At 34.8% G+C, this 21,298-nt stretch carries 15 protein-coding genes; 6 read left to right on the top strand and 9 right to left on the bottom strand.

Features of this window, described 5'->3' with window-relative positions; translation table 11 throughout:
- Positions 1-11: 11 nt before the first annotated feature.
- Positions 12-2,702, bottom strand: a complete 2,691-nt coding sequence (locus HMPREF2660_RS07740; RefSeq protein ID WP_013597159.1) for a PD-(D/E)XK nuclease family protein — start codon at positions 2,700-2,702, stop codon at positions 12-14.
- A 202-nt stretch (positions 2,703-2,904) separates the two neighbouring features.
- Between HMPREF2660_RS07740 and HMPREF2660_RS07735 the strand changes: the two genes are divergently transcribed.
- From HMPREF2660_RS07735 to HMPREF2660_RS07725, 3 genes are all read left to right on the top strand, one after another.
- Positions 2,905-3,138, top strand: a complete 234-nt coding sequence (locus HMPREF2660_RS07735; protein ID WP_013597158.1) for a FeoA family protein — start codon at positions 2,905-2,907, stop codon at positions 3,136-3,138.
- A gap of 3 nt (positions 3,139-3,141) precedes the next feature.
- Positions 3,142-5,310, top strand: coding sequence for a ferrous iron transport protein B (gene feoB / locus HMPREF2660_RS07730; protein WP_070486488.1), 2,169 nt, complete (start codon positions 3,142-3,144; stop codon positions 5,308-5,310).
- Between the two features lie 152 nt (positions 5,311-5,462).
- Positions 5,463-6,011 carry an NADPH-dependent FMN reductase gene (locus tag HMPREF2660_RS07725; protein ID WP_013597156.1) on the top strand — a complete coding sequence of 183 codons (549 nt, stop codon included), beginning with the start codon at positions 5,463-5,465 and terminating at the stop codon, positions 6,009-6,011.
- A 19-nt stretch (positions 6,012-6,030) separates the two neighbouring features.
- Here the strand turns inward: HMPREF2660_RS07725 and HMPREF2660_RS07720 are convergent, their stop codons facing one another.
- The 3 genes from HMPREF2660_RS07720 to HMPREF2660_RS07710 all read right to left on the bottom strand — a co-directional run bounded on the left by HMPREF2660_RS07720 (position 6,031) and on the right by HMPREF2660_RS07710 (position 7,745).
- Positions 6,031-6,486 carry a hypothetical protein gene (locus HMPREF2660_RS07720; RefSeq protein WP_013597155.1) on the bottom strand — a complete coding sequence of 152 codons (456 nt, stop codon included), beginning with the start codon at positions 6,484-6,486 and terminating at the stop codon, positions 6,031-6,033.
- Positions 6,470-6,847: a hypothetical protein gene (locus HMPREF2660_RS07715; protein ID WP_070486486.1), complete on the bottom strand. Its 378-nt coding sequence runs from the start codon at positions 6,845-6,847 to the stop codon at positions 6,470-6,472. Before HMPREF2660_RS07715 ends, HMPREF2660_RS07720 begins: the two co-directional genes overlap by 17 nt.
- Before the next feature lie 310 nt (positions 6,848-7,157).
- Positions 7,158-7,745, bottom strand: a complete 588-nt coding sequence (locus HMPREF2660_RS07710) for an outer membrane beta-barrel protein (RefSeq protein ID WP_013597153.1) — start codon at positions 7,743-7,745, stop codon at positions 7,158-7,160.
- Positions 7,746-7,947: 202 nt separating this feature from the next.
- Here HMPREF2660_RS07710 and HMPREF2660_RS07700 point away from each other — a divergent pair, with 202 nt between their 5' ends.
- A complete protein-coding gene (locus HMPREF2660_RS07700; protein ID WP_141743567.1) occupies positions 7,948-13,842 on the top strand; it encodes an alpha-2-macroglobulin family protein in 5,895 nt (1,964 codons plus the stop codon).
- A gap of 78 nt (positions 13,843-13,920) precedes the next feature.
- Here HMPREF2660_RS07700 and purB read toward each other — a convergent pair whose 3' ends face one another.
- The 5 genes from purB to HMPREF2660_RS07675 form a co-directional block, all read right to left on the bottom strand.
- A complete protein-coding gene (purB, locus tag HMPREF2660_RS07695; protein WP_070486482.1) occupies positions 13,921-15,351 on the bottom strand; it encodes an adenylosuccinate lyase in 1,431 nt (476 codons plus the stop codon).
- Between the two features lie 40 nt (positions 15,352-15,391).
- Positions 15,392-16,246: a fructosamine kinase family protein gene (locus HMPREF2660_RS07690; protein ID WP_070486480.1), complete on the bottom strand. Its 855-nt coding sequence runs from the start codon at positions 16,244-16,246 to the stop codon at positions 15,392-15,394.
- A 48-nt stretch (positions 16,247-16,294) separates the two neighbouring features.
- Positions 16,295-17,584 carry an adenylosuccinate synthase gene (locus HMPREF2660_RS07685; protein ID WP_013597149.1) on the bottom strand — a complete coding sequence of 430 codons (1,290 nt, stop codon included), beginning with the start codon at positions 17,582-17,584 and terminating at the stop codon, positions 16,295-16,297.
- 225 nt (positions 17,585-17,809) lie between these two features.
- On the bottom strand, positions 17,810-18,562 hold the full coding sequence (locus tag HMPREF2660_RS07680) for a T9SS type A sorting domain-containing protein (protein WP_083299091.1): 753 nt from the start codon (positions 18,560-18,562) through the stop codon (positions 17,810-17,812).
- The gene (locus tag HMPREF2660_RS07675; protein ID WP_070486476.1) at positions 18,499-19,257 is read right to left on the bottom strand and encodes a GLUG motif-containing protein; all 759 of its coding nucleotides are present in this window, start codon (positions 19,255-19,257) and stop codon (positions 18,499-18,501) included. The genes HMPREF2660_RS07680 and HMPREF2660_RS07675 overlap by 64 nt, the downstream gene beginning before the upstream one ends.
- A gap of 287 nt (positions 19,258-19,544) precedes the next feature.
- Between HMPREF2660_RS07675 and HMPREF2660_RS07670 the strand changes: the two genes are divergently transcribed.
- Together HMPREF2660_RS07670 and HMPREF2660_RS07665 are read left to right on the top strand one after the other, a co-directional pair.
- Positions 19,545-20,030 carry a ribonuclease H-like YkuK family protein gene (locus HMPREF2660_RS07670; RefSeq protein WP_070486474.1) on the top strand — a complete coding sequence of 162 codons (486 nt, stop codon included), beginning with the start codon at positions 19,545-19,547 and terminating at the stop codon, positions 20,028-20,030.
- Between the two features lie 131 nt (positions 20,031-20,161).
- Positions 20,162-21,298 carry a THUMP domain-containing class I SAM-dependent RNA methyltransferase gene (locus HMPREF2660_RS07665; protein ID WP_070486472.1) on the top strand — a complete coding sequence of 379 codons (1,137 nt, stop codon included), beginning with the start codon at positions 20,162-20,164 and terminating at the stop codon, positions 21,296-21,298.

Genomic DNA, 21,298 nt, shown 5'->3' with positions numbered 1-21,298 from the left:
GTAGAATTTCGTTAATTATTTATTTTTTCTTCAAAAGGGATTTCTGGATTTAATATTTCTCGGATTAGATTTTGGAAATAAGTCAAGCTGTCTTCTACAATTTTATAAGTTATCATTGTACTTTTGTTGTAATGGAGGTAAATAGGTTCTTTGTTTAGAAATTTGATCGGGTAGATACTCAACTGAATTTCTTCTTCTTGTTGTTGAATTTCATTATAGTACAGGTGTGCATAAGTTATCAATTGTAAATATTTGGCTTTATTATCCATCTCGAAAACCTCTTCTATCTTGTCCGAAGCTAAATTTAGGTTGTCGATTTTTCCTGTTTTATAATCGATTATTCGTTTTGTCCCATTTACAGAATCTATCCGGTCGATAAATCCTTTTACTTTTACTTTCCGATCACCAATATCCATCAAGAAATTGTATTTTTTCTCAAGAAATAAAATCACCAATTCATTCTCTTGTGCTATTTTTTTATCACGCTGTAAAACGCCTTCGACGATTTTTCTAGCTACATTTTTGATGAGTAAGTTTTCGCCTCTATCTAGTTCACCTTCTTTGTACTCTTTTTTTAAGTTGGCTTCTAAAACCTCATCAACTTTATTTTTTATTTCTTCAAAATCTTTTTCATGTAGAGCGATATTAAGATAATCTTGGTATAAAGTTTCTAGAGTACCGTGTACGATTTTTCCCAGTGTCTTCGCACTAATTGTTTCTTCGGCCTCTTCTGTTTCATCGTTCGATAAAATTACTCGTTCATAAAACTCAATCGGATTACGAATATAGGTTGATAGTAAGGTGGGTGAAATTCCGATATTTTCTGCCCAGTCGATAAGTTTCTCCATCGTTTTGGGCGTTTTTGGTATCACTAATTTATTTTTTGGGATAATTTCGAAATGCGGTTTTGCGTAATTAATCACAACTTCGTGTGAGCTTTCATAAGCAATTTGTTCTAAAAATCGACTTTTTTCTCCTGATCCCATCGCATCCGAATCTGTATTGTAAAGGAAATGTACTGTTTTTGCACGTGATAATAAGCGGTAAAAATGATACGCATAAATCGCATCATTTTCTGTAAATGTATTAAGGCCTTTTTCCTTTCGGATATCGTACGGAATAAATGTATTGTTTTGTCGCCCGAGTGGCAATATACCATCATTTACAGAGGTCATAATTAGATGATCAAAATTAATTAATCGTGTTTCTAATAAACCCATAACTTGCAATCCATCAAGTGGTTCTCCTATGAAACTTAAAGTTTCACTTTGTAATAGTTTTTGATACAAAAGATACAATGTTCTAAAACTAGTTGAAGCTTTTAGAGTAGCAATTTCTGTGCGTAAACTTGTGAAAATTTGTTGAAAATAGAATAAATATTCGCGCATCAAGTCATTGTCTATTTTGGGGTTTACGAATAAGTCTGCTATGAACTTTTCTATAATAGACAATAAATCGTTTAGATTGTTTGGTCTCGAAAATAAGGGGCTAAAAATCGAATCAATTAAAAAATCTTGTAAGAATTTCACTGAACTGAAAACTTTGTTTTGGGAATGTATAATTGCAATTAATTGCTCGTCATTTTTGCAATGAAAAATTTTTAGCGACGGATTCTCTAGAATATCCAATATGTTTTTGAAGTAAAAAGCTGTAGAGTTTCCTAGTTTTTCTCGGTTCATATGCAACTCTAAAATAGACTTGAAAAAATGAGCTAAAGGAATGTTCTTCAGTGGAATTCCCATCGATATATTGATGTGTTTTACATTGTTTGGCATTGCATTTAGCAAAGCAGGTAACAACATTTCATCTGCCAAAATTAAAGCAGTATTTTTTAGTTCTTCTTCGGTTTTATGTCTGAGTAGTTCGTTAACATATTTTGCTTGTGCAACGTTTTTACTAATTCCTGTGACTTGGATTTGTTTTGGAGAAGCGAAATCATTAAATGTCCATGACCATTGTTTTTTTGTTTTCTTTTTGTGTCTTCGTAAAAATGCACCAGACTCTTGCTGTGGCTGTAAATAATATTCATCAGCATCCCAGAATATTTTTGCTTTTTGTTCATTTTCCAATCCAAATAATATGGCCTCTTCTGCTTTTGTAAGTGCATTGAAGCCAGCAAAAACATATTCTATAGGCGAGTTTATAGCTTGATTAATTTGCTCGGCCGCAAGTCTATTTGCTAATCCATAATAGGCTTTTTTTTCGGTCAATAAATCTTTTCTAAATTGATTATAAAACAATTTTACACGTTCATTAAACTCTAAGTGACGCTGAATTAATGTGTGTTTATCGGCTTCTCCAATTTCCAGTCCCCAATTTTTTATTCGTTCTATCGAAACCATGTATTCAAAAAAATGATCCGTATCGACTAAAGAGGCATCAAGATCATCAAAGTCCTTGAGGGTTGTAGGTGCCCACTTCAAGAAATCATCAAAAGTTTCTAAATCTGGAAAAACTTTTTCGTAGGAATTGTAAGCAAAAAACCAAAGCGATAAACCAGAAATTAGTTGCACATTCGCCATTTCGGAAACAAATTCTTCTATGCTAATCATTTTAGGTAGAACGACTTGTGATGTTTTTTGCTGAAAAGCTTTTTTAAAAAACAGCATTGGTCTTTTTCCGGGTAGAACCAATGTCGTCTGTAATAATTTTTCAGTATCCTTGAGCAGTTCATCAACTACTTTATCTATAAATTTTGACATTTCTGTATGCTTTCTAAAAAGGTGAATTTACTCTAAAATAATCATAAAATAGTACAAAAACCTCTATTATCTTTTGTGGTGTTTTTATTAGAATGGATAAAAAAAACAATCGAAGGAAAAATAAATGTCAATTCATATTGTTAGATGATTCTAATTTTGTAATTTTGCTAAACTAAGTAAAGTATAAAAAGCAATCAAAACAATGCATTTAGGATTATTAGAAAAAGGACAAGTCGGGATTATTCAAAATTTAAGTACCGAGTGCAGGCAAGAAGTTCGCCAACGCTTACTCGATTTAGGTTTTGTTCGCGGTGCAGAGATTTCTATCCGGTATATTAGTCCACTCGGTGATCCGATAGCTTATTCTATCCATGATACTTTGATTTCATTGAGGAAAGAAGATGCAGTAAAAGTATTGATTGATCTGAAAAAGTAAACTATGAAGCCCAATATAGCCTGTGAAATTTGCGAATTTAACTATTCATCTGATCTAAAAAAACTTGGTGATTTTTCGGGTAAGTTCGACTTTACCATTGCTTTAGCCGGAAACCCAAATACAGGGAAAAGTACAGTTTTCAATTCACTCACCGGCCTAAAACAACATACTGGCAATTGGCCCGGCAAAACAGTAACCCGCGCCGAAGGGAGTTTTTCTTATCATAACAAAACCTATAAAATTATAGATCTCCCTGGAACTTATTCGTTGTTATCAACTTCTGATGATGAACAAATTGCTCGTGATTTTGTACTATTTGGACAGCCAGATGTTACGGTTGTTGTAGTGGATGCAAGCCGTCTAGAGCGAAATTTATCGTTGGTTTTGCAGATTCTAGAAATTACCAACAAAGTTGTATTGTGTGTAAATTTGATGGATGAAGCACGTCGTCATCATATAGAAATTGATAGCCGCACGTTGTCGAAAGATTTAGGAATTCCGGTTGTGGAAACAAGTGCCCGATCTAAAGAAGGAATTCCAGAATTATTAGTAGCAATTCGTCAAGTTGCCGAAGGAGATTTTATTGCAAGAAAAATACCACGCTTTCAATTGTCAGATAATACAGAAAAAGCCGTTAATGATTTATCGGGGCGTTTAGAAAAACTTTTTCCTACTTTGCCCAATACGCATTGGCTGGCAATGAGATTGATCGAAGGTGATGCGAGTATTTTGAGTTTTTTGGAAGAAAAAATCGATTCGAAAAATGAATTGTATGATTTGATTTCGCAAGCCGAAAAATATAAAAAAGAATTGGGCGATGATTACCGAAATGATGTAGTGGAAGCGATCTATAGCAAGGCAGCAAAATTGGTAAACGATAATGTGACGACAGATAAAAATCGTCGTTCTTTCCGTTTAGATCGTTCGATAGATAGAATAGTTACACACCGATTTTGGGGTTTCCCAATTATGCTTTTTTTATTAGGTGTTGTTCTTTGGTTAACGATTGTTGGGTCTAATTATCCATCAGAATTGCTATCGAAGTTATTGTTAGAGAATGTTTATCCATTCCTAAAACAAGGTGCCGCTTCGCTAAAATTTCCGTGGTGGCTTAGTGGTTTTTTAATCGACGGCGTCTATATGTCAACGGCTTGGGTAGTTTCGGTCATGTTACCTCCGATGGCTATTTTTTTCCCATTGTTTACATTGTTAGAAGATTTTGGATACTTACCTCGCGTAGCTTTCAATTTGGATCGACTATTCAAAAAATCTGGCGCACATGGAAAACAAGCCCTAACCATGACCATGGGTTTTGGGTGTAATGCAGCAGGTGTAGTAGCTACAAGAATTATCAATAGCCCAAGAGAAAAATTAATTGCAATTATTACCAATAACTTTTCATTATGCAATGGTCGATGGCCAATGCAAATATTGATTGCGACTATCTTTTTAGGAGTTTTAGTTCCAGCAAAATGGTCGGGAACTATTTCTATGTTGGCTGTAATTTTTATAGCTGTTTTAGGAATTGCCTTTACTTTTTTCACTTCATGGTTGTTATCCAAAACATTGCTAAAAGGTCAGGCTTCTTTCTTTACATTAGAATTGCCACCGTATCGTCCGCCACGTTTTTTTCAAACCATTTATACCTCAATTATCGATCGTACTTTGATTGTTCTTTGGCGTGCGATTGTTTTTGCAGCGCCTGCAGGTGCAGTTATTTGGTTGATTTCTAATATTCAGATTGCGGATCATAGTTTAGCAGTTTGGATGATAGACGGACTCAATCCCTTTGGACTATTTATTGGGCTGAATGGGGTTATTCTCTTAGCCTATATTGTCGCAATACCAGCCAATGAGATTGTGATACCGACCATTCTAATGTTATCTGTTTTAGTGTTAGGCGATAGTACTCTAGGTGAAGGAGCAGGGGTGATGTTTGAAGGTTCTTCTGGGGAGATAGCTACTTTATTGCATACTGCTGGATGGACAACCTTGACTGCTGTTAACTTAATGCTTTTTAGTTTACTACACAACCCGTGTAGCACGACGATTTATACCATTTATAAAGAAACCGGAAGTAGGAAGTGGACTGTTGTAGCAACTTTTCTACCAATAATCTATGGTTTTATTGTTTGTTTTTTAGTCACTAGAATTTGGCATTTATATAGTTAATTATTTTTATTTGTTCAGGAGCATTTCGTTTAGAGGCAATTTTACATTTCTTTTTTAGAAGGTAAATGAGCTTTTAAACGATTTGCGTATCTTTGTTAATCAAAAAAAAATCCTATTTGTTTTTGAGTAGGATATAAACAGAAAGTCATCATATGAAAGTTCTACTATTTAATGGAGCTCTCGATAGAAGAGAAAATTCAGTTTCAGAAAGAATTTGTAAATATTTTCAGACTCAACTTACCCAAAAAAATATAGAAGCGACAATCTTCAATATTGCCGAATCTAATATCCCTATCCTCGATTTTTCGATAAAAGAAACACCAAGAGAAGTTTTGGAGATGAATAAAATTTTTGTGGAAACAGATTTACAAATTTGGTTTACACCGCTCTATCACGGAAGTCTAACAGGTGCTATGAAAAATGCTATCGATTGGTTGGAAATTAGTGCTAAATTGCCAAGACCTTATCTTACTGGTAAACGAATTGGGCTTGTAAGTTGGGCAGATGGGATGCAAGCAATGCAAGGCATTAATGCGATGGAATCTATTGTAAAAGCACTTAGAGCCTGGCCTTTGCCTTATAGTGTTCCGGTACAAAGACCAGATTTATTTACAGAAAATCAAGAGATTAATGCAAAATACGAGACACGCTTCAAATTATTAATCGATGTGCTTTTAGAAGGACCTAATCAAATAGGATAGTCGTACTTTCTGTCTTTTGTCACAAGGCAAAGTTTTGGTGTGCTATCTTTTTATAATGTTGATCGTACACCACAATTCTTACTTCTTTGATATTTTTGGGTAGACGAGTCGTAAGTTTTCCAGAATAACTTTTTTCTTGATTTTTTCTTGTTTTTCTACCTTCCAAAAGGTGATGTTTTATAATTAATTCATCATCATTAATATCGATTTCTCTAGAGAAATTAGAAGCTTTTACCGAAATAGGAGTTTTGGTTTCTTTTGCTTCAACAGAATAATATAATGTACGCTTTTCTATAGCTAATAGTTGTATGGTTACTTGTTTTGGATCAGAAATTGTGTCGATATAATTTGATGGGTAAAGAGGTTTTTCTTCAGGAAATTGTGTCGTACAGTTTATCAACGTAGCAAAAGATAGTAAAAAAAATAAAGAGACAAGAAATCGAAAAGATGATTCTTTTTTACATACATTTTTCATTGATAAGATTGCATAAACGGTTTAGTTCTAGTTCTATTTTCTTGGCTTCTTGCATCGCTTGTTCAATAATCAATTTATCGAAGAGAGAGTTCAATTCTGCTTTCTGAACAAGAATTTTTTCATAAATCCGATTTTTATAATTAATCTGATCAAAATATCGAATAATATCTTCTAACCCATCATAATTAGAGGAGTCTATTGGGTTTTGCAGATAGTAATTCCATAAAACCTTTTGTTCGCCTTGTATTTTATTTTCTATTTCTTGAATTGTTACTTTGTCTTGGTTATTATTCTTGTTTTTTTGTTCATTAATCAGTTCTGCTCTAAGAAATTCTAAATATTTTATTTTTTTTGTCTTCAAGGTTTTTATAATTATTATAAATACTTCTTATAAATACTTCTTCATTCAAGCTATCACGAAGTTAGTTGTTATAATATTAGCACTATTTATCAGGCTACTAGAGTTATCTTATCTTAACTAGGATATGAATTTTTACATTTCCGATAAAGGAAATGAACAAGGCCTACAAAGATGAAGATTATTAGCTGTTTTAACAAAAAAAACAATAAATTTTATCTAAAGATTCGTGTTTGAATCAAAAAAGACTATCAACTCTGGCCGATAGTCTTTTTTAAAGAAATATTATTGTATTTTGAAAAATTTCTACTGATTATTTTCCTAAATAAATCTGGAAACCTAGTGCAACACCCAATCCATTTTGAGCTTTTGCGTTCGATGCATCAGACTTTGAGTAGTTGTATCCAACTGTTCCTTCCAATGCTACGTTACGAGAAAGAAAATGTGCATAACCCCCGTTTACACCAAAACCAAATGAGGTGTCTTTTTTAGATCCATGATTAGTTCCACCTCTGTCTGCTCCAGTAATACCAGCTTCGAGTTGACCAAAGAACCTTCCTGTAGAGCTTGCTCCCTCTGGGAAATAGTAACGAGCAAATGGCATTAATCGATAGTTCCAGATATTTTTATCATCTTTCACGGTTTGAAGTCCGAAACTTGTTGTCAAACCAACAGCTATACCATCCGAAATAAAATAACCTGCTTGTGGATTTAGGTTAATATTGAAATTTTCACCCTCGAATGAATATCCCAACGATCCAATAGAACCTCCTACTAGCCAATTTCCTTGTTTTATCGGAGAAGAACCTACTTCAGCAGATGTAGAAGGGGTAGAGATGTCTTGCCCAAATGCAAAAATTGAAGCAGATAGTAAACTGAATGTTAAAATTATTTTTTTCATGATAATAGCGTTTTTTATTATTTATTGTCTTGTGGTAATTGTACAATTTATGTACCAGAGTTATTAATTTTTATTTTTTTTCATTCCAAATTCTATCATATTTCTTCTAAATCGTTTATTGAAATAAAATTTTTTTAATAATACGAACCAACCTTTTTTATGTAAATTGCATCTAGACGATAGAATTAAAAAAAACAAAACAATGAGACATTTAATCCTATTATTTGCATTAATAGTAAGCTCATATACCATGGCACAAAACACATTAGACAAAATTTGGAGAGAAATAGAGCGAGAGTTTGATGAAGGGAAATTCAAGTCTTTGGAACCAAAAATTAATCAAGCTATCGATTTGGCTAGAAAAGAAAATAATACTCCTTTTGTCGCCAAAGGTATGTTTGCAAGGGCTAAAATCCAGATTGTGACCCAAGATGAAATGGATGATGTGAATTTTGTTTTACGAGATTTCGAAAAAGAAATTAATCATACAAGTGGAGTAGAAAAAGTTATTTTAACAGAATATTTACGCCAATTGTACTCTATCTATTGGGTAGAAAATTCTTGGAAATTCAGAAATAGAACCAACGTACAAAATTCACCTTCTGAAGATATTCGTTTTTGGAGCCAAGTGAATTTTATCGATAAAAATAATGAGTTGTATGCTCAAATTAAAGCACAGAAAAATCTTTTGCAAAAAGAAAAAAGCAATAATTGGCTTTCACTTTTTGCGTATGATTCTACGAAAGAACAAAAACAACTAGAAGCTAGTTTACGCTTATTACCAACACTTTGGGATGTTTTGGCCAATAATCAATTGCAATATTTACAACAAAATAATGCAGCTTTGGCAAACGAGTTTATAGATGAGTGGTTGGCTTCCGATGCTCGATTAACAACAGAACAAAAAATGTTTCTGGAAGAATTGAAAATTAATCATCAAGAGGATTTATTGGGAGAATTAAACTATAAAGAAGCCTTACGAAAACTGATTGTAAAGTATCCGAAAAATTGGTACTCGTATGAAGTTATGTATCACTTGGTTTCTAAACTCTACAATAATCAGATTTCGGAGCAAGAACAATACAATGAGATTTTAGGCTATCTCAAGCAAATCCTGTCAGAATCAAAAGATAAAGAGTTACAAAAAAATGCAAAATTATTTCTAGACGTCATCAATAATCCATCTATTTCTTTGGTTACGGATGAGTTTATTACTCCCAATCAGGTGAATCCTATCCAAATTGCTCATAGAAATACTTCGAGATTTTATATAAGAATCTACGATTATAATATTGGTGCAAAAGATATCCAGTCGCAAGAATTACGGAATCATTTATTGCAAGATTATCAAGAAGGTAATAGTTATGAAAAATTTCTTTCGAAACTAAAAATAGTAGATTCTTATGAGGTTGATTTAAAGAAATTTACAGATAATTTAGAGCATTCTACTTTGTTTGCGCTGAAGCCTTTACCAAAAGGAAGATATATTCTAGTGGCGAGTTTAGAAGATAATTTTAAAAGAAATTCTACCAATAAAATTAATATTTTAGAGCTGAAAGTTACAGATTATTCGATATTGTACGATTCTGATCAACAAGTTTTTCAGGTTGTTAACCGACAAACGGGTAAAAAACAAGCCAACAAGCCGATCGAAATCTATACAATAAAATATGTCAATCGACAACCCGAAATGGTATTAGACTCGACGGTAATTACCAACAATAAAGGATTCGTTAAGAAAAAAATAAAGAACTCATTTTATTATCGTTTAGCCGATGAAAATATTTTCTATTTGGATTATAACTACGGCAAATTTTCACCTAAAAGAGACACGACAGTACAAAAAAAAGTAGAATTGTTCACTGATCGCGCAATTTATCGACCTGGCCAAACGGTATATTTTAAGGCAATTGCTTATACAGTGGATAAAAAAAATAAAACAACTGCAGTAATACCAAAACAAAAGTTATTGATAAAATTGCTGGATGCTAACCAAAAAGAAATTCAGAAAGTAGAACTTACTTCTAATGAGTTTGGATCGGTAAACGGTACATTTTCTCTTCCGGCTTCTGTGCTCACAGGTTTATTTACCATTAATATAGAAAATTTAGGTTCTAAGACAATTTCTGTAGAAGAATACAAACGGCCAAAATTTTTGGTACAATTGGATGATTTGACGCAAACGTATCAGCTAAACTCAGCCGTGAAAATCTCTGGTAAAGCCGAAACTTTTTCTGGAGGAAGCATGAATAATGCTAGAGTGAAATACAGAGTTTACCGCCAGGCAATATTCCCCTATTGGTTTTATAACGCTCGTCGACCGAACTATGAGGCAGAGGAAGAATTGATTTTCGGGCAAATAGAAACAAACAATCAAGGAGAATTTGTTTTTCATTTTCCGGCAACTCCGGCAAGAGAGCGAAACGGGAAAAACGATGTTAGGACCTATACCTTTCGGGTAATTGTAGAGGTTACAGACATCAATGGTGAAACTCACTCTACCGAAAAAAGGATTATGATAGGAGATAAAAATCTAATGCTTCAAGCGAGTTTAGACGACAAAGTTTCGGTGAAGGATTTAGAGAAATTCGTGGTAAGCTCAACCGACCTTAATGCTAATAAAATCCCTACCCAAGGTGTTTTGACAATTACAGAATTAGAAGCACCGAAAAGAGCATTGAGAAAAAATAATTTCACAACGAATTACGAGTTATATACCCGTGCCGAGTTCGAGAAACTTTTCCCACACGATGCATTTGCCAATGAAGACAAGCCACAAAATTGGCAAACTGGGAAACAAGTTTTCTCAACTAAATTCAACACTCAACTTTCAGATTCAATCCAAGTTACAAATGTCTCGAACTGGAAAGAGGGTTATTATACAATTCGGATGAATGTTTTGGTCAATGGTGAGCAAGAAGAGTTTTATCAGATGATTTATTTATCCAACCCGAAAAAGAAAGGTGATGTGATAGAATTATTTCAATACATGTTGAACCAAGAAAGCTTCCAACCGAAGGATAAAGTAGTCATTAATTTCGCAACAAATGCCGATTATCTTGATCTGAAAATTCGATTAGAAGTAGACGAAGAAATCAAAGATGAAGAGATCTTATCCGTAACCAAAAAAGGAAAATCGTATTCGTTTCCTGTAGAAGCAAGTTACAGAGATAAGGTGTTTGTGCATTACGAATTTGTGAAGTATAACTCGTCACAGCAAGGTACAATTGTGATCAATATACCCTCTGAAAATAAAAATCTAGAAATCAACACCAAAACTGTACGTGATTTATTATCGCCTGCAACCAAAGAAAAATGGACCTTTACCATAAAAGGAAGTGAAAAAGACAAAATTTTGTCAGAATTTCTTGCCACAATGTACGATGCTTCATTAGATCAATTTACAAAACATTCGTTGAGAATGCTTCCATACAACTTCAGCTCGTCGCCAAAAAGAGGTTTTGCTTTCAATAAAAGTTTTAATATGTCTAGATCTGGACAATGGACCAAGAATGATTTGTATCCAATCTTCGTATATAATTATTATCTATACCCAATCAATACATTTGATTTTAGTTTTAGGTCTTCTATACATAATAGAATGTTTGCATCCGTTGCACTAGAAGGGAAAACAACAGGCTTACCAACGGTCACAAAAAATGCACAAATGAAAGTAACTGACGCTGCAGATGCTGTACAATATGATCAAACCGATAACGAACAACTAATTGAGCAAGCAGCAGAAGAAAACTTTCAAGAGAAAGGTCAGGTGACTGCTACTCGTAGTAATCTGCAGGAAACAGCATTTTTCTATCCTTCGTTAAAAACGGATGAAGAAGGTAATATACAGTTCGAGTTTACCGTGCCAGAAAGTTTAACGAAATGGAAGATGATGGGGCTTGCACACACAAAAGACATGAAGATAGGATATTACGAAAAAGAAATTGTAACCCAAAAAGAATTGATGGTAGTGCCGAATATGCCACGATTTTTGCGAGCAGGAGACAATATGAAAATCTCGACTAAAATCATGAATCTTTCGGATAAAAATCTTGTAGGAAAAGCTAAATTGATATTACAAGATGCTTTTACCCAACAACCACTGGATGTGGTTTTTGAGAATACCCAAAGTACGAAAGACTTTTTGGCCAATAAAGGACAATCGACAGAAGTAAACTGGGAAATTAACATCCCAGAACATGTACAGCTTGTGACTTATAAAGTAACAGCAGAAGCAAACGGTTTCACAGATGGAGAAGAATCTACTTTGCCAATTGTCACAAATCGTATGTTGGTTACCGAAACTCTCCCTTTGTATGTGAGAGAAAATCAGATAAAAAGTTTCGAGTTCAAAAATCTACTCCATCAGCACTCAACAACACTCGACAACTATCAATTAACGTTAGAGTGGACGAATAATCCGATTTGGTATGCGATATTTTCGTTGCCTTATCTCAAAGAAAACCCAAACGAATCCTCAGAGCAAACCTTTAGTTCTTTATACGCCAATTTACTTTCAGAAAAACTTCTAACATCTAATCCGAAAATAAAAGCAGTTTTTGATGATTGGAATAAAAAAGGACAATTAAAATCCAAACTAGCACTCAACCAAGAACTAAAATCTATCATACTCGAAGAAACACCTTGGGTACAAAACTCTATGAGCGAAGAAGAGCAAATGAAGCGTATTGCCGTTTTGTTTGACCTGAATACGATGCAACAACAAATTAAAACTAGTTTCGAGAAGTTGATGCAAAAACAAAAAGCTTCGGGTGGTTTTTCTTGGTATGATGGCGGATTAGAAAGCGAGTTTTTTACTACTTATATTTTGAGTGGATTTGGAAGCATGAAGAAAATGGGAGTAGATTTAGCTAAATTTAATCTTTCGGTAGAAAAAAACATATCAGAAATGATTAAATTCATAGATCATCAACAACTTAATTATTTCAACGCGCTAAAAGCTAAAAAACTACATATCCCAGATTGGAACAATGGAGTCCATTATCTCTATGCAAGAAGTTTCTTTCTAGATAACTATCCTTTTCCTAAAGAATTAGACGAACTGAAAGCAAATTATATAAATAATCTAAAGAACAATTCGCATCAATTGTCCCTTCAGGCACAAGCTATGGCTGCCTTAGTCCTAGAAAGAATAGGAGAGAAAGACCAAGCCAAACGCATCCTAGACTACCTAAAAGAAACTAGCGTAAACAGTGATGAAATGGGTATGTATTGGAAGAAAAATGTGTCAGGTTGGGCTTGGCATGCGACACCAGTAGAAACGCAAGCGACATTAATAGAAGCTTTCTCAGAAATTAACCAAGACGAAGAGTCGGTAGAAAAAATGAAAGTTTGGTTATTGAAGAATAGACAAACCAATCAGTGGAATTCTACCAAAGCAACTACCAAAGCAGTCTATGCACTATTAGGTACAGGTAAATCTTGGCTAGATGCAGAGAATAATACTCGAATTTCTATAGGAAACAAACCAGTTGACTTTTCAACTTCTAGCACACAAAGTGGAACCGGAATGGTGAAAAAAGTTTGGACAAATAAAGAAATTCTTCCAGAAATGGGAAATGTCGAAATCGAGAAAAAATCACCAGGTGTTGCTTGGGGAGCTTTGTATTGGCAATATTTCGAAGATTTGGATAAAATACAAACAGCCGAAACCGGAATTGCTTTTCAGAAAGATTTGTATAGAAAAGAAAATACAACTAATGGTCCAATGCTGATGAATATCACCGAGCATACTCCTATCAAAATAGGAGATGTTGTAGTTGTACGGTTACGAATTTCTATCGATCGTCCGATGCAGTTTGTCCATATAAAAGATATGCGAGCAGCTGGTTTCGAGCCTGTAAATTCACTTTCGGGTTACCGTTATAATGGTGAATTTGGCTATTATCAGAGTACGAGAGACTTGGCCACTAATTTTTATGCTGATTATATGCCGCGTGGGACTTACGTATTCGAATACGAATTGATTGCCAATAACGAAGGTGATTTCTCGAACGGAATTACCACAATGCAAAACATGTATGCTCCGGAGCTAAGTGCACATAGCAAAGGGATTAGAGTGCAAATCAAACAATAAGAAATTGTATGTATTGATAATAAATAAATCCCGCTAATCAAGACGAAAAGCGGGATTTTTTATTGAATGTATTTTGTCTTAAACTTTTAGGTCTGTATTGAGGTTTCCTAAAAGATCCTTGTATTTATCAAGAATCGGTTGAACTTCGATTTTCAAGAAATCTTCGGTTTGTTCTGGTGCAAAACCAATGAAATTCATTGGATCCATAATTTCTTTGATTTTTTGTTCGTCCATTTTCATGTTTTCATCTTTCAATAAACGCTCAATCAAATCATTCGATTTTCCTTCCATTTTTACTTGTTTAGCAGCTTCCATCGAGTGTGTACGGATAATTTCATGCAGCTCTTGGCGGTCGCCTCCTTGTTTCACACCCTCCATAATAATATATTCGGTCGCCATGAAGGGTAATTCTTCTTGGATTCTGCGTTCGATACTTTTCGGATATACCACCAACCCTTCTAAAATATTGTTCCAAATCAAAAGAATAGAATCTATAGCCAAGAAAGCTTGTGGGATCGATAAACGTTTGTTTGCAGAATCGTCTAATGTTCGCTCGAACCATTGTGTAGCAGCCACCATCTGCGGAGAAGAAGCCAAAGAAATCACAAATTTGGCCAAAGAAGCTATACGTTCAGAACGCATCGGATTTCTTTTGTAGGCCATTGCCGAAGAGCCTATTTGGTTCTTTTCGAACGGTTCTTCTATTTCTTTTAAGTTTTGCAACAAACGCAAATCATTGGTGAATTTATGAGCAGATTGAGCAATATTTGCTAGAACTTCTAATGCGTACGCATCTACTTTTCGATCGTAAGTTTGTCCAGACACAGCAAATACATTTTTGAAGCCGAAACGTTCAGAAAGTTTTTTGTCTAAGATTTTTATTTTTTCATAATCACCATTGAATAACTCTTTGAAAGATGCAGCCGTCCCAGTGGTTCCCTTCACACCTCGAAAACGTAACGTTTCGATTCTGAATTCTAACTCTTCCATATCGAGCAAAACCGATTGTAACCAAAGCGTAGCACGTTTACCTACCGTGGTTAATTGAGCGGGTTGGTAATGAGTGAATCCTAAAGTTGGTAAATTTTTATAGGTATCGGCAAATTTAGCTAATCCATTTATTACGTTCACGAGCTGTTTTTTTACCAGCTCGAAACCATCTCGAATCTGAATCAAGTCGGTGTTGTCTCCTACAAAAGCAGAAGTTGCCCCAAGGTGAATGATTCCTTTTGCTATCGGCGCTACATCACCGTATGCATGTACGTGGGCCATTACATCATGACGGAATTTTTTTTCATAAGCAGCGGCAACTTCGTAATCGATATTGGTTTCATTGGCTTTTAACTCGTCTATTTGCTCTTGTGAAATATCCAAACCTAACTCTTTTTCTATTTCGGCCAAAGCGATCCAAAGTTTTCGCCAAGTGGTAAATTTTTTATCGGGTGAGAAGTTATACAACATTTCATCGCTTGCATAACGGCTCTCTAATGGGTTTTGATATTTGTTCATTTGATGTTGTTTTTAAAGTTTTTGTTTGATATTTTTTTGATTAAAGTTTTTTCAAGATTGATTGCACTTCATCCAAATAATATCCTTCGAATAGCAACGCGTGCAACATAAGCGGATAGAGTTGGGTGTAGGGTAAGCGTTCTTGCCAAGTTTCTTCTAGCGGATAAATCTCTTGATAGCTGTGGTAGAATTGCTGATCGAATCCACCAAAAAGTTTACTCATCGCCATATCTATTTCTCGATGTCCAAAGTATGAAGAAGGATCAATCAACGCGATTTGGTCATTGTCGATTGGTAGGATATTGCCCGACCAAAAATCACCATGCAAAAGAGAAGGTTGCTCGATCGGAAAAAAAGAATTGATTTGTTTGCAATATTTATCAAGTTGTTGGCTTTCTCGTCTTCCGATAAGGTTTTTGTCGCGTAACAGTTTTGCCATTGGAAGAATTCTATTTTCACTAAAAAATTCTTCCCATTGGGTAGATGAAATATTGGGTTGAAGCACAATTGCGCAATACGTGTCTTCTGTCCATCCAAAATTTTCTTGGTGAGTGCGATGAAGCTTTACCATGTTATTGGCTAAATGAATCCACGATTTTTCGGTAGGAGTTTTTTTCTCGAGCCATTCTAGAATTAGAAACTGAAAATTGTCTTGTGAAACTCCATAATCTATGACATTGGGAAGAATAAGTTGGTCGATATGTGAGAGGAAGTTTAGGTTGTCGGCTTCTTTGCGAAATAGTTCTGGAAGATTATCGGCAACGTTTAATTTTAGGAAAAAAGGTTTCCCGTCGCATTCTAAGCGGAATGCATCGTTGATATCTCCTCCCTTTATAGGTGTAGCTTCGTCGAATTTTAATTTCGATAAAGCAACTTTTTTTAAAACTTCATTCATATAGGAAAACAATAAAAGCCTGATGAATCATCAGACTTTTTATATAATTTAAAATAAGGTCGTACGAATAATATTTTGTGACCTTTCTGGCCCCACCGAAACCAGATAAACCTCTATCCCTAAATAATTTTCGATAAAATGAATATAATCTTGAGCCGTTTTTGGTAATTCATCGAACGTACTGATTTTTGATATATCCTCTGTCCAACCTTCTAACTCTTCGTACTGTGCTTCGTATAGCTCGAGTTTTGTGGTAGAAGAGGTGAAGTAGTCGATTATTTTTCCGTCCTCGGTTTTGTATGCTGTACATACTTTTATTTTATCTATGCCGGTTAACACGTCTAGTTTGGTAATCACTAGATGAGTAATTCCATTGATCATACAGGCGTGACGTAGAGCAACCAAATCTAGCCAACCAGTTCTACGAGGTCTTCCGGTTGATGCACCAAACTCAAACCCAATTTGTCTGATTTGCTCACCAAGTTCATCGTGTAATTCTGTCGGGAATGGTCCGTTACCTACACGTGTACAGTATGCTTTAGAAACCCCAATCAGGTTTTTTAGTTTTGTCGGAGGTACGCCAGCTCCCACACAAACTCCTCCTGTTGTTGGTGATGAAGAAGTAACATACGGATAGGTGCCAAAATCGATATCGAGCATTAATGCTTGAGCTCCTTCAAACAGAACTGATTTTCCTTCGTCGATCCCTTTGTTGATTTCTAACTCAGAATCTATTATGCGTTCTTTCAGTCGTTGACCGTAATCTAAATATTTCTGATAGATGTCTTCTAATTTTAATGGTTCTTTCTCGAATAGCTTTTCGAAAAGGGCATTCTTTACCAAAAGATTTTCTTCTATTTTTGCTTTTAGAACCTCCGGGTTTAATAAATCAATCGCACGGATTCCGACACGTGCAACTTTGTCTTCATAACAAGGCCCAATGCCTCGTTTGGTGGTGCCGATTTGTAAATCTTTGCCAGCAAACTCTTCTCGATACTCGTCTAAAAGAACATGATAAGGCATTATGATATGTGCTCTACGGCTAATGAAAACATGATCGGTACGTTGACCTCTGGCTTCTAATTTTTCAATTTCATTGAAAAAAGCTTCAGGGTTGACTACGACCCCGTTGGCAATAATACATTTACCCTTGCATTGTAAAACACCCGATGGTAAAAGATGCAAAACAAATTTATCATCACCTACATAAACCGTATGACCTGCATTGTTACCGCCTTGGTAACGAACAACATAGTCTGATTTCTCGGCTAAAACATCAGTGATTTTTCCTTTTCCTTCGTCGCCCCACTGAAGGCCGACCACTACATTTGTTGACATGTATGACTTGTTAAAATGTTTTGTTTGTTAACTGCAAATTTAAGTTAATGTTAAAGCTCTTCCAATTATTTATCATAAGTTTTTATAAAAATACAGAAACATCTATTTCAACGCTCTATGTTCGAGAAGATTTTTTTATTGTTTTTTCCTTTTCCAAGGATTTTGTTAGAAAGAAACCTGCAAAGAATAGTTAAATAAAGCCTGCATTAGCAGGCTGAAAATTGATTATTTTTTGATGAATTTTGATGTTAACTTGCCTTCTTCGGTTTCTAATAATAAAAAATAAGTTCCCTTTGGTAAATGATTTACCTGAACTTTTGTTCTTTTTGTCTGAACGCTGTTTTGCATTACTTTTCTACCCGAAGTATCAACTATTTGATAATTAGAGATAACAACGTCTGCTTCAATCATTATCAAGTTGGTTGTGATGCTTGGATAAACTTTCACTTTTGGTTGGGTTGCATAGTTGTGATTGGCCATATTTCCTTGTGCTTTTAGATAAGGATAGCCGTTGTTGATGTTTTGTGAAATTGTCCAAAGTTCTTCACTGTTTTGATTAAGAAGATCCACCATTGATTGAGATTTCATGAAAGTTGTATTTTTTCCTTGAATATCGATCGGCGTTTCTCCGTATTCGAAATCAGCATATGCATTCAGATCATTCAAATCTTCATTATAGTAAGATTTATTAATTTGTACCTGGCCAACTAATCCTGCAAATGCACCTGCATGGAGTGGTGATGTTACCTTGCCGACAGCATAAACATTTTCTATATGCATATTAAATTGTGGTGAACCGACAAAGCCTCCTGCACGTTCTAATGTAGCATTTACATCGACTATTGCATAAGAGTTTTTTATAGTATTGATTCGGTTTGGAGCAAAAGCCATGGTGCTAAAACCTGCAAAACCTCCTATGATATAGTCGCCAGAGACTTTCCTGTTGCAAAAGATTCGGTGATTATAGTGTTGTCCCATGGGGTACCAACAAATCCACCAATTTGGTTAACGCCGCTAATGACGCCATCTGACGAACAATTATGGATAGAAGAATCTGTTAATAATCCGCCTGCAAATCCGCCTGCATTATAGCCAGTAGCTACAATATCGACATTCTTTACATGGCAATTCTCAGCGGTACTGTTTGTTGAGAGGTTCCCGACGAAACCACCCATGGTATCTCGCCCTCTAAGGTAGACATTTTCTACGTTGGTGTTTTTTAAATGTCCATTATAAACTTGTCCAAAGAAGCCTATAAAATCGCCTTTATCACGAACTACTTTTATATTTTTTACAGTGTGATTTCCTCCATCGAAAGTACCCGAAAAAGCTTGTGTGGCAGAGTAACCAATCGGTGTCCAAAGGTGAGAAGCTAAATCTATGTCTTGTGTTAGGGTGATTGTTTTACCTTCAAAAGTTTTTCCGTTCATTACCAGCTTTGCCAATCCGGCCAATTGTTCTGCTGAGTTAATTTCGAAGGATGTTTGGGCATCGGTATACCAGCTAACATCAGCGTTATCGTGCCAATTACTGCTTGGTAAATCTTTTTTTACTACGAATGTTTTGTCTGTTGTTGTTGATTTGTACACGTTTGGTGCAAATTTCTGATTGTCTTGTGCATTTCCTATAAAAAAAGAAGCTATAGCAAAGAGAGTTAATAGAGTTTTTTTCATATTTGTATTTGTTTTGTGCAAACAAAGAAAACGAATTTTAAATTGATTATCCGATTATAAAATCAATTATTTCTGAATAATAATCGATATGTATATTCGTCGATGGACTTTAATGTGAGATTTATTCAATAATTAGAAGTTATTTTAGAATTTTATACTCGGGCTTAGTTGACAATTAGAAAAAGTTTCATCAAAACCATCCGTTTTTATATTTACAAAATCTTATCAATTTCGTAACAGCTTAATTTATAAAGAGTTTTATCTTTAAATAAACAAAATATTTTGTTATGGAGGAGAAGTATAAAACTTGGAAAAACCTTAATGGGGTTACTTATTCCGAATCAATCAAAGATTTGTTAGAAGATGCAATTTGTCGAGAACTATCTGCCGGTCATGAGCTGAAAGTCTGCATAGGTTCGGACTCTCATGTGTATGGTAATGAAGTGAATTATGCTACGGCTATTGTAGTGGTGAGAAAAGGAAAAGGAGCTTTTGCTTTTTTACACACCGAACGAGTGAAAGAAAAAATTACTCTGAAAGAACGTCTTCTCAACGAAGTAGTAAGATCGGTAGAGGTAACGTACAATGTGTATTCTATTCTAGATTTGTATCGTATAGATTTGGAGGTCCATGCCGATATAAACTCTGAAGAAGACCATAAATCTAGTATGGTACTGAAAGAAGCTATGGGGTACGTTTTGGGGATGGGGTACAAATTCATCGCCAAACCTTATGCTTTTGCAAGCTCATCTTGCGCTGATTGGGTTGCCTAAATAACTGTAATGTGTTAGGAAGCGAATGAAGATGAAGATGTTAGTAAAACAACGATAATTTATAGAAATTCTTGTGCACTCTACAATCTTCCTTATTTTTGTAAAAAAATAATCGATTGGAAGATTTTAAAATGATGGCGAAAACTTTTTTTGGTTTTGAAGAAGTTTTGGCACAAGAAATAAAAAGCATCGGAGGGCGAGATGTGCAAATCCGTAACCGTATGGTAGAGTTTTATGGAGATCTTGGATTTCTTTATAAAGCTAATTATAGTTTAAGAACTGCTCTAAGAATCTTAAAACCAATCATGAATTTTTCTGTAAAAAATGATGATCAACTCTACCAGAGACTATTAAAATTTCATTGGGAAAATTACCTACAAGTAGATCAAACTTTTGTTATCAATACAACAGTAAATTCAGATTATTTTCGTCATTCACACTATGCAGCCCTGAAAGTGAAAGATGCCATTGCCGATCGATTTACCAATAAATATGGGAAACGCCCAAGCGTAGACCGCTACAATGCCGATATTAGATTCAATTTGCATATAAGTCATGATAAAGTAACACTTTCACTCGATAGCAGTGGAGAATCATTACATAAAAGAGGATACCGAACAGAAACTGGTCCAGCACCAATCAATGAAGTTTTAGCAGCAGGTTTACTAAAAATAGCTGGTTGGGACGGGAAAGGAAACTTCCTAGATCCGATGTGTGGCTCGGGAACAATGCTGATAGAAGCAGCGATGGTGGCAAGCGAAATTCCGGCACAATTGCACCGAAAACACTTTGCTTTTCAGAACTGGAAAGATTATGATGAAACACTCTTTACATCAATTAGAAACTCGAGAATTAACCGGATTAAACCATTTGACTATAAAATTGTAGGTTACGACAATAGTCCGATGATGGTGAAAATTGCAGAACAAAACATTATTTCTGCCGATTTGGTTGATCTTATAGAGGTGAAACATCAAGATTTTTTTACATCCAGAAAAGAGCTTTTCCCAGTTTTATTGGTCTTCAACCCGCCATATGATGAGCGAATAGAAAATGATAATCAGATTTTTTATAAGCAAATAGGCGATCAATTGAAAAAGTTTTATCCCAATACCTTAGCTTGGTTTATAACATCAGATCTCGAGGCAAAAAAATATGTTGGTTTGCGTCCTTCTAAAAAATACAAAATTTTTAATGGAAAATTAGAATGCGATTTTCTACAATATGAAATGTATGAAGGTTCGAAGAAACAATCGAAAAATGATTAG

The organism is Weeksella sp. HMSC059D05, from assembly GCF_001809725.1.
GTDB classification, from domain to species: domain Bacteria; phylum Bacteroidota; class Bacteroidia; order Flavobacteriales; family Weeksellaceae; genus Weeksella; species Weeksella virosa.
Note: the sequence above shows the minus strand (reverse complement) of the source record. Positions and strands in the feature narration are given on the sequence as shown.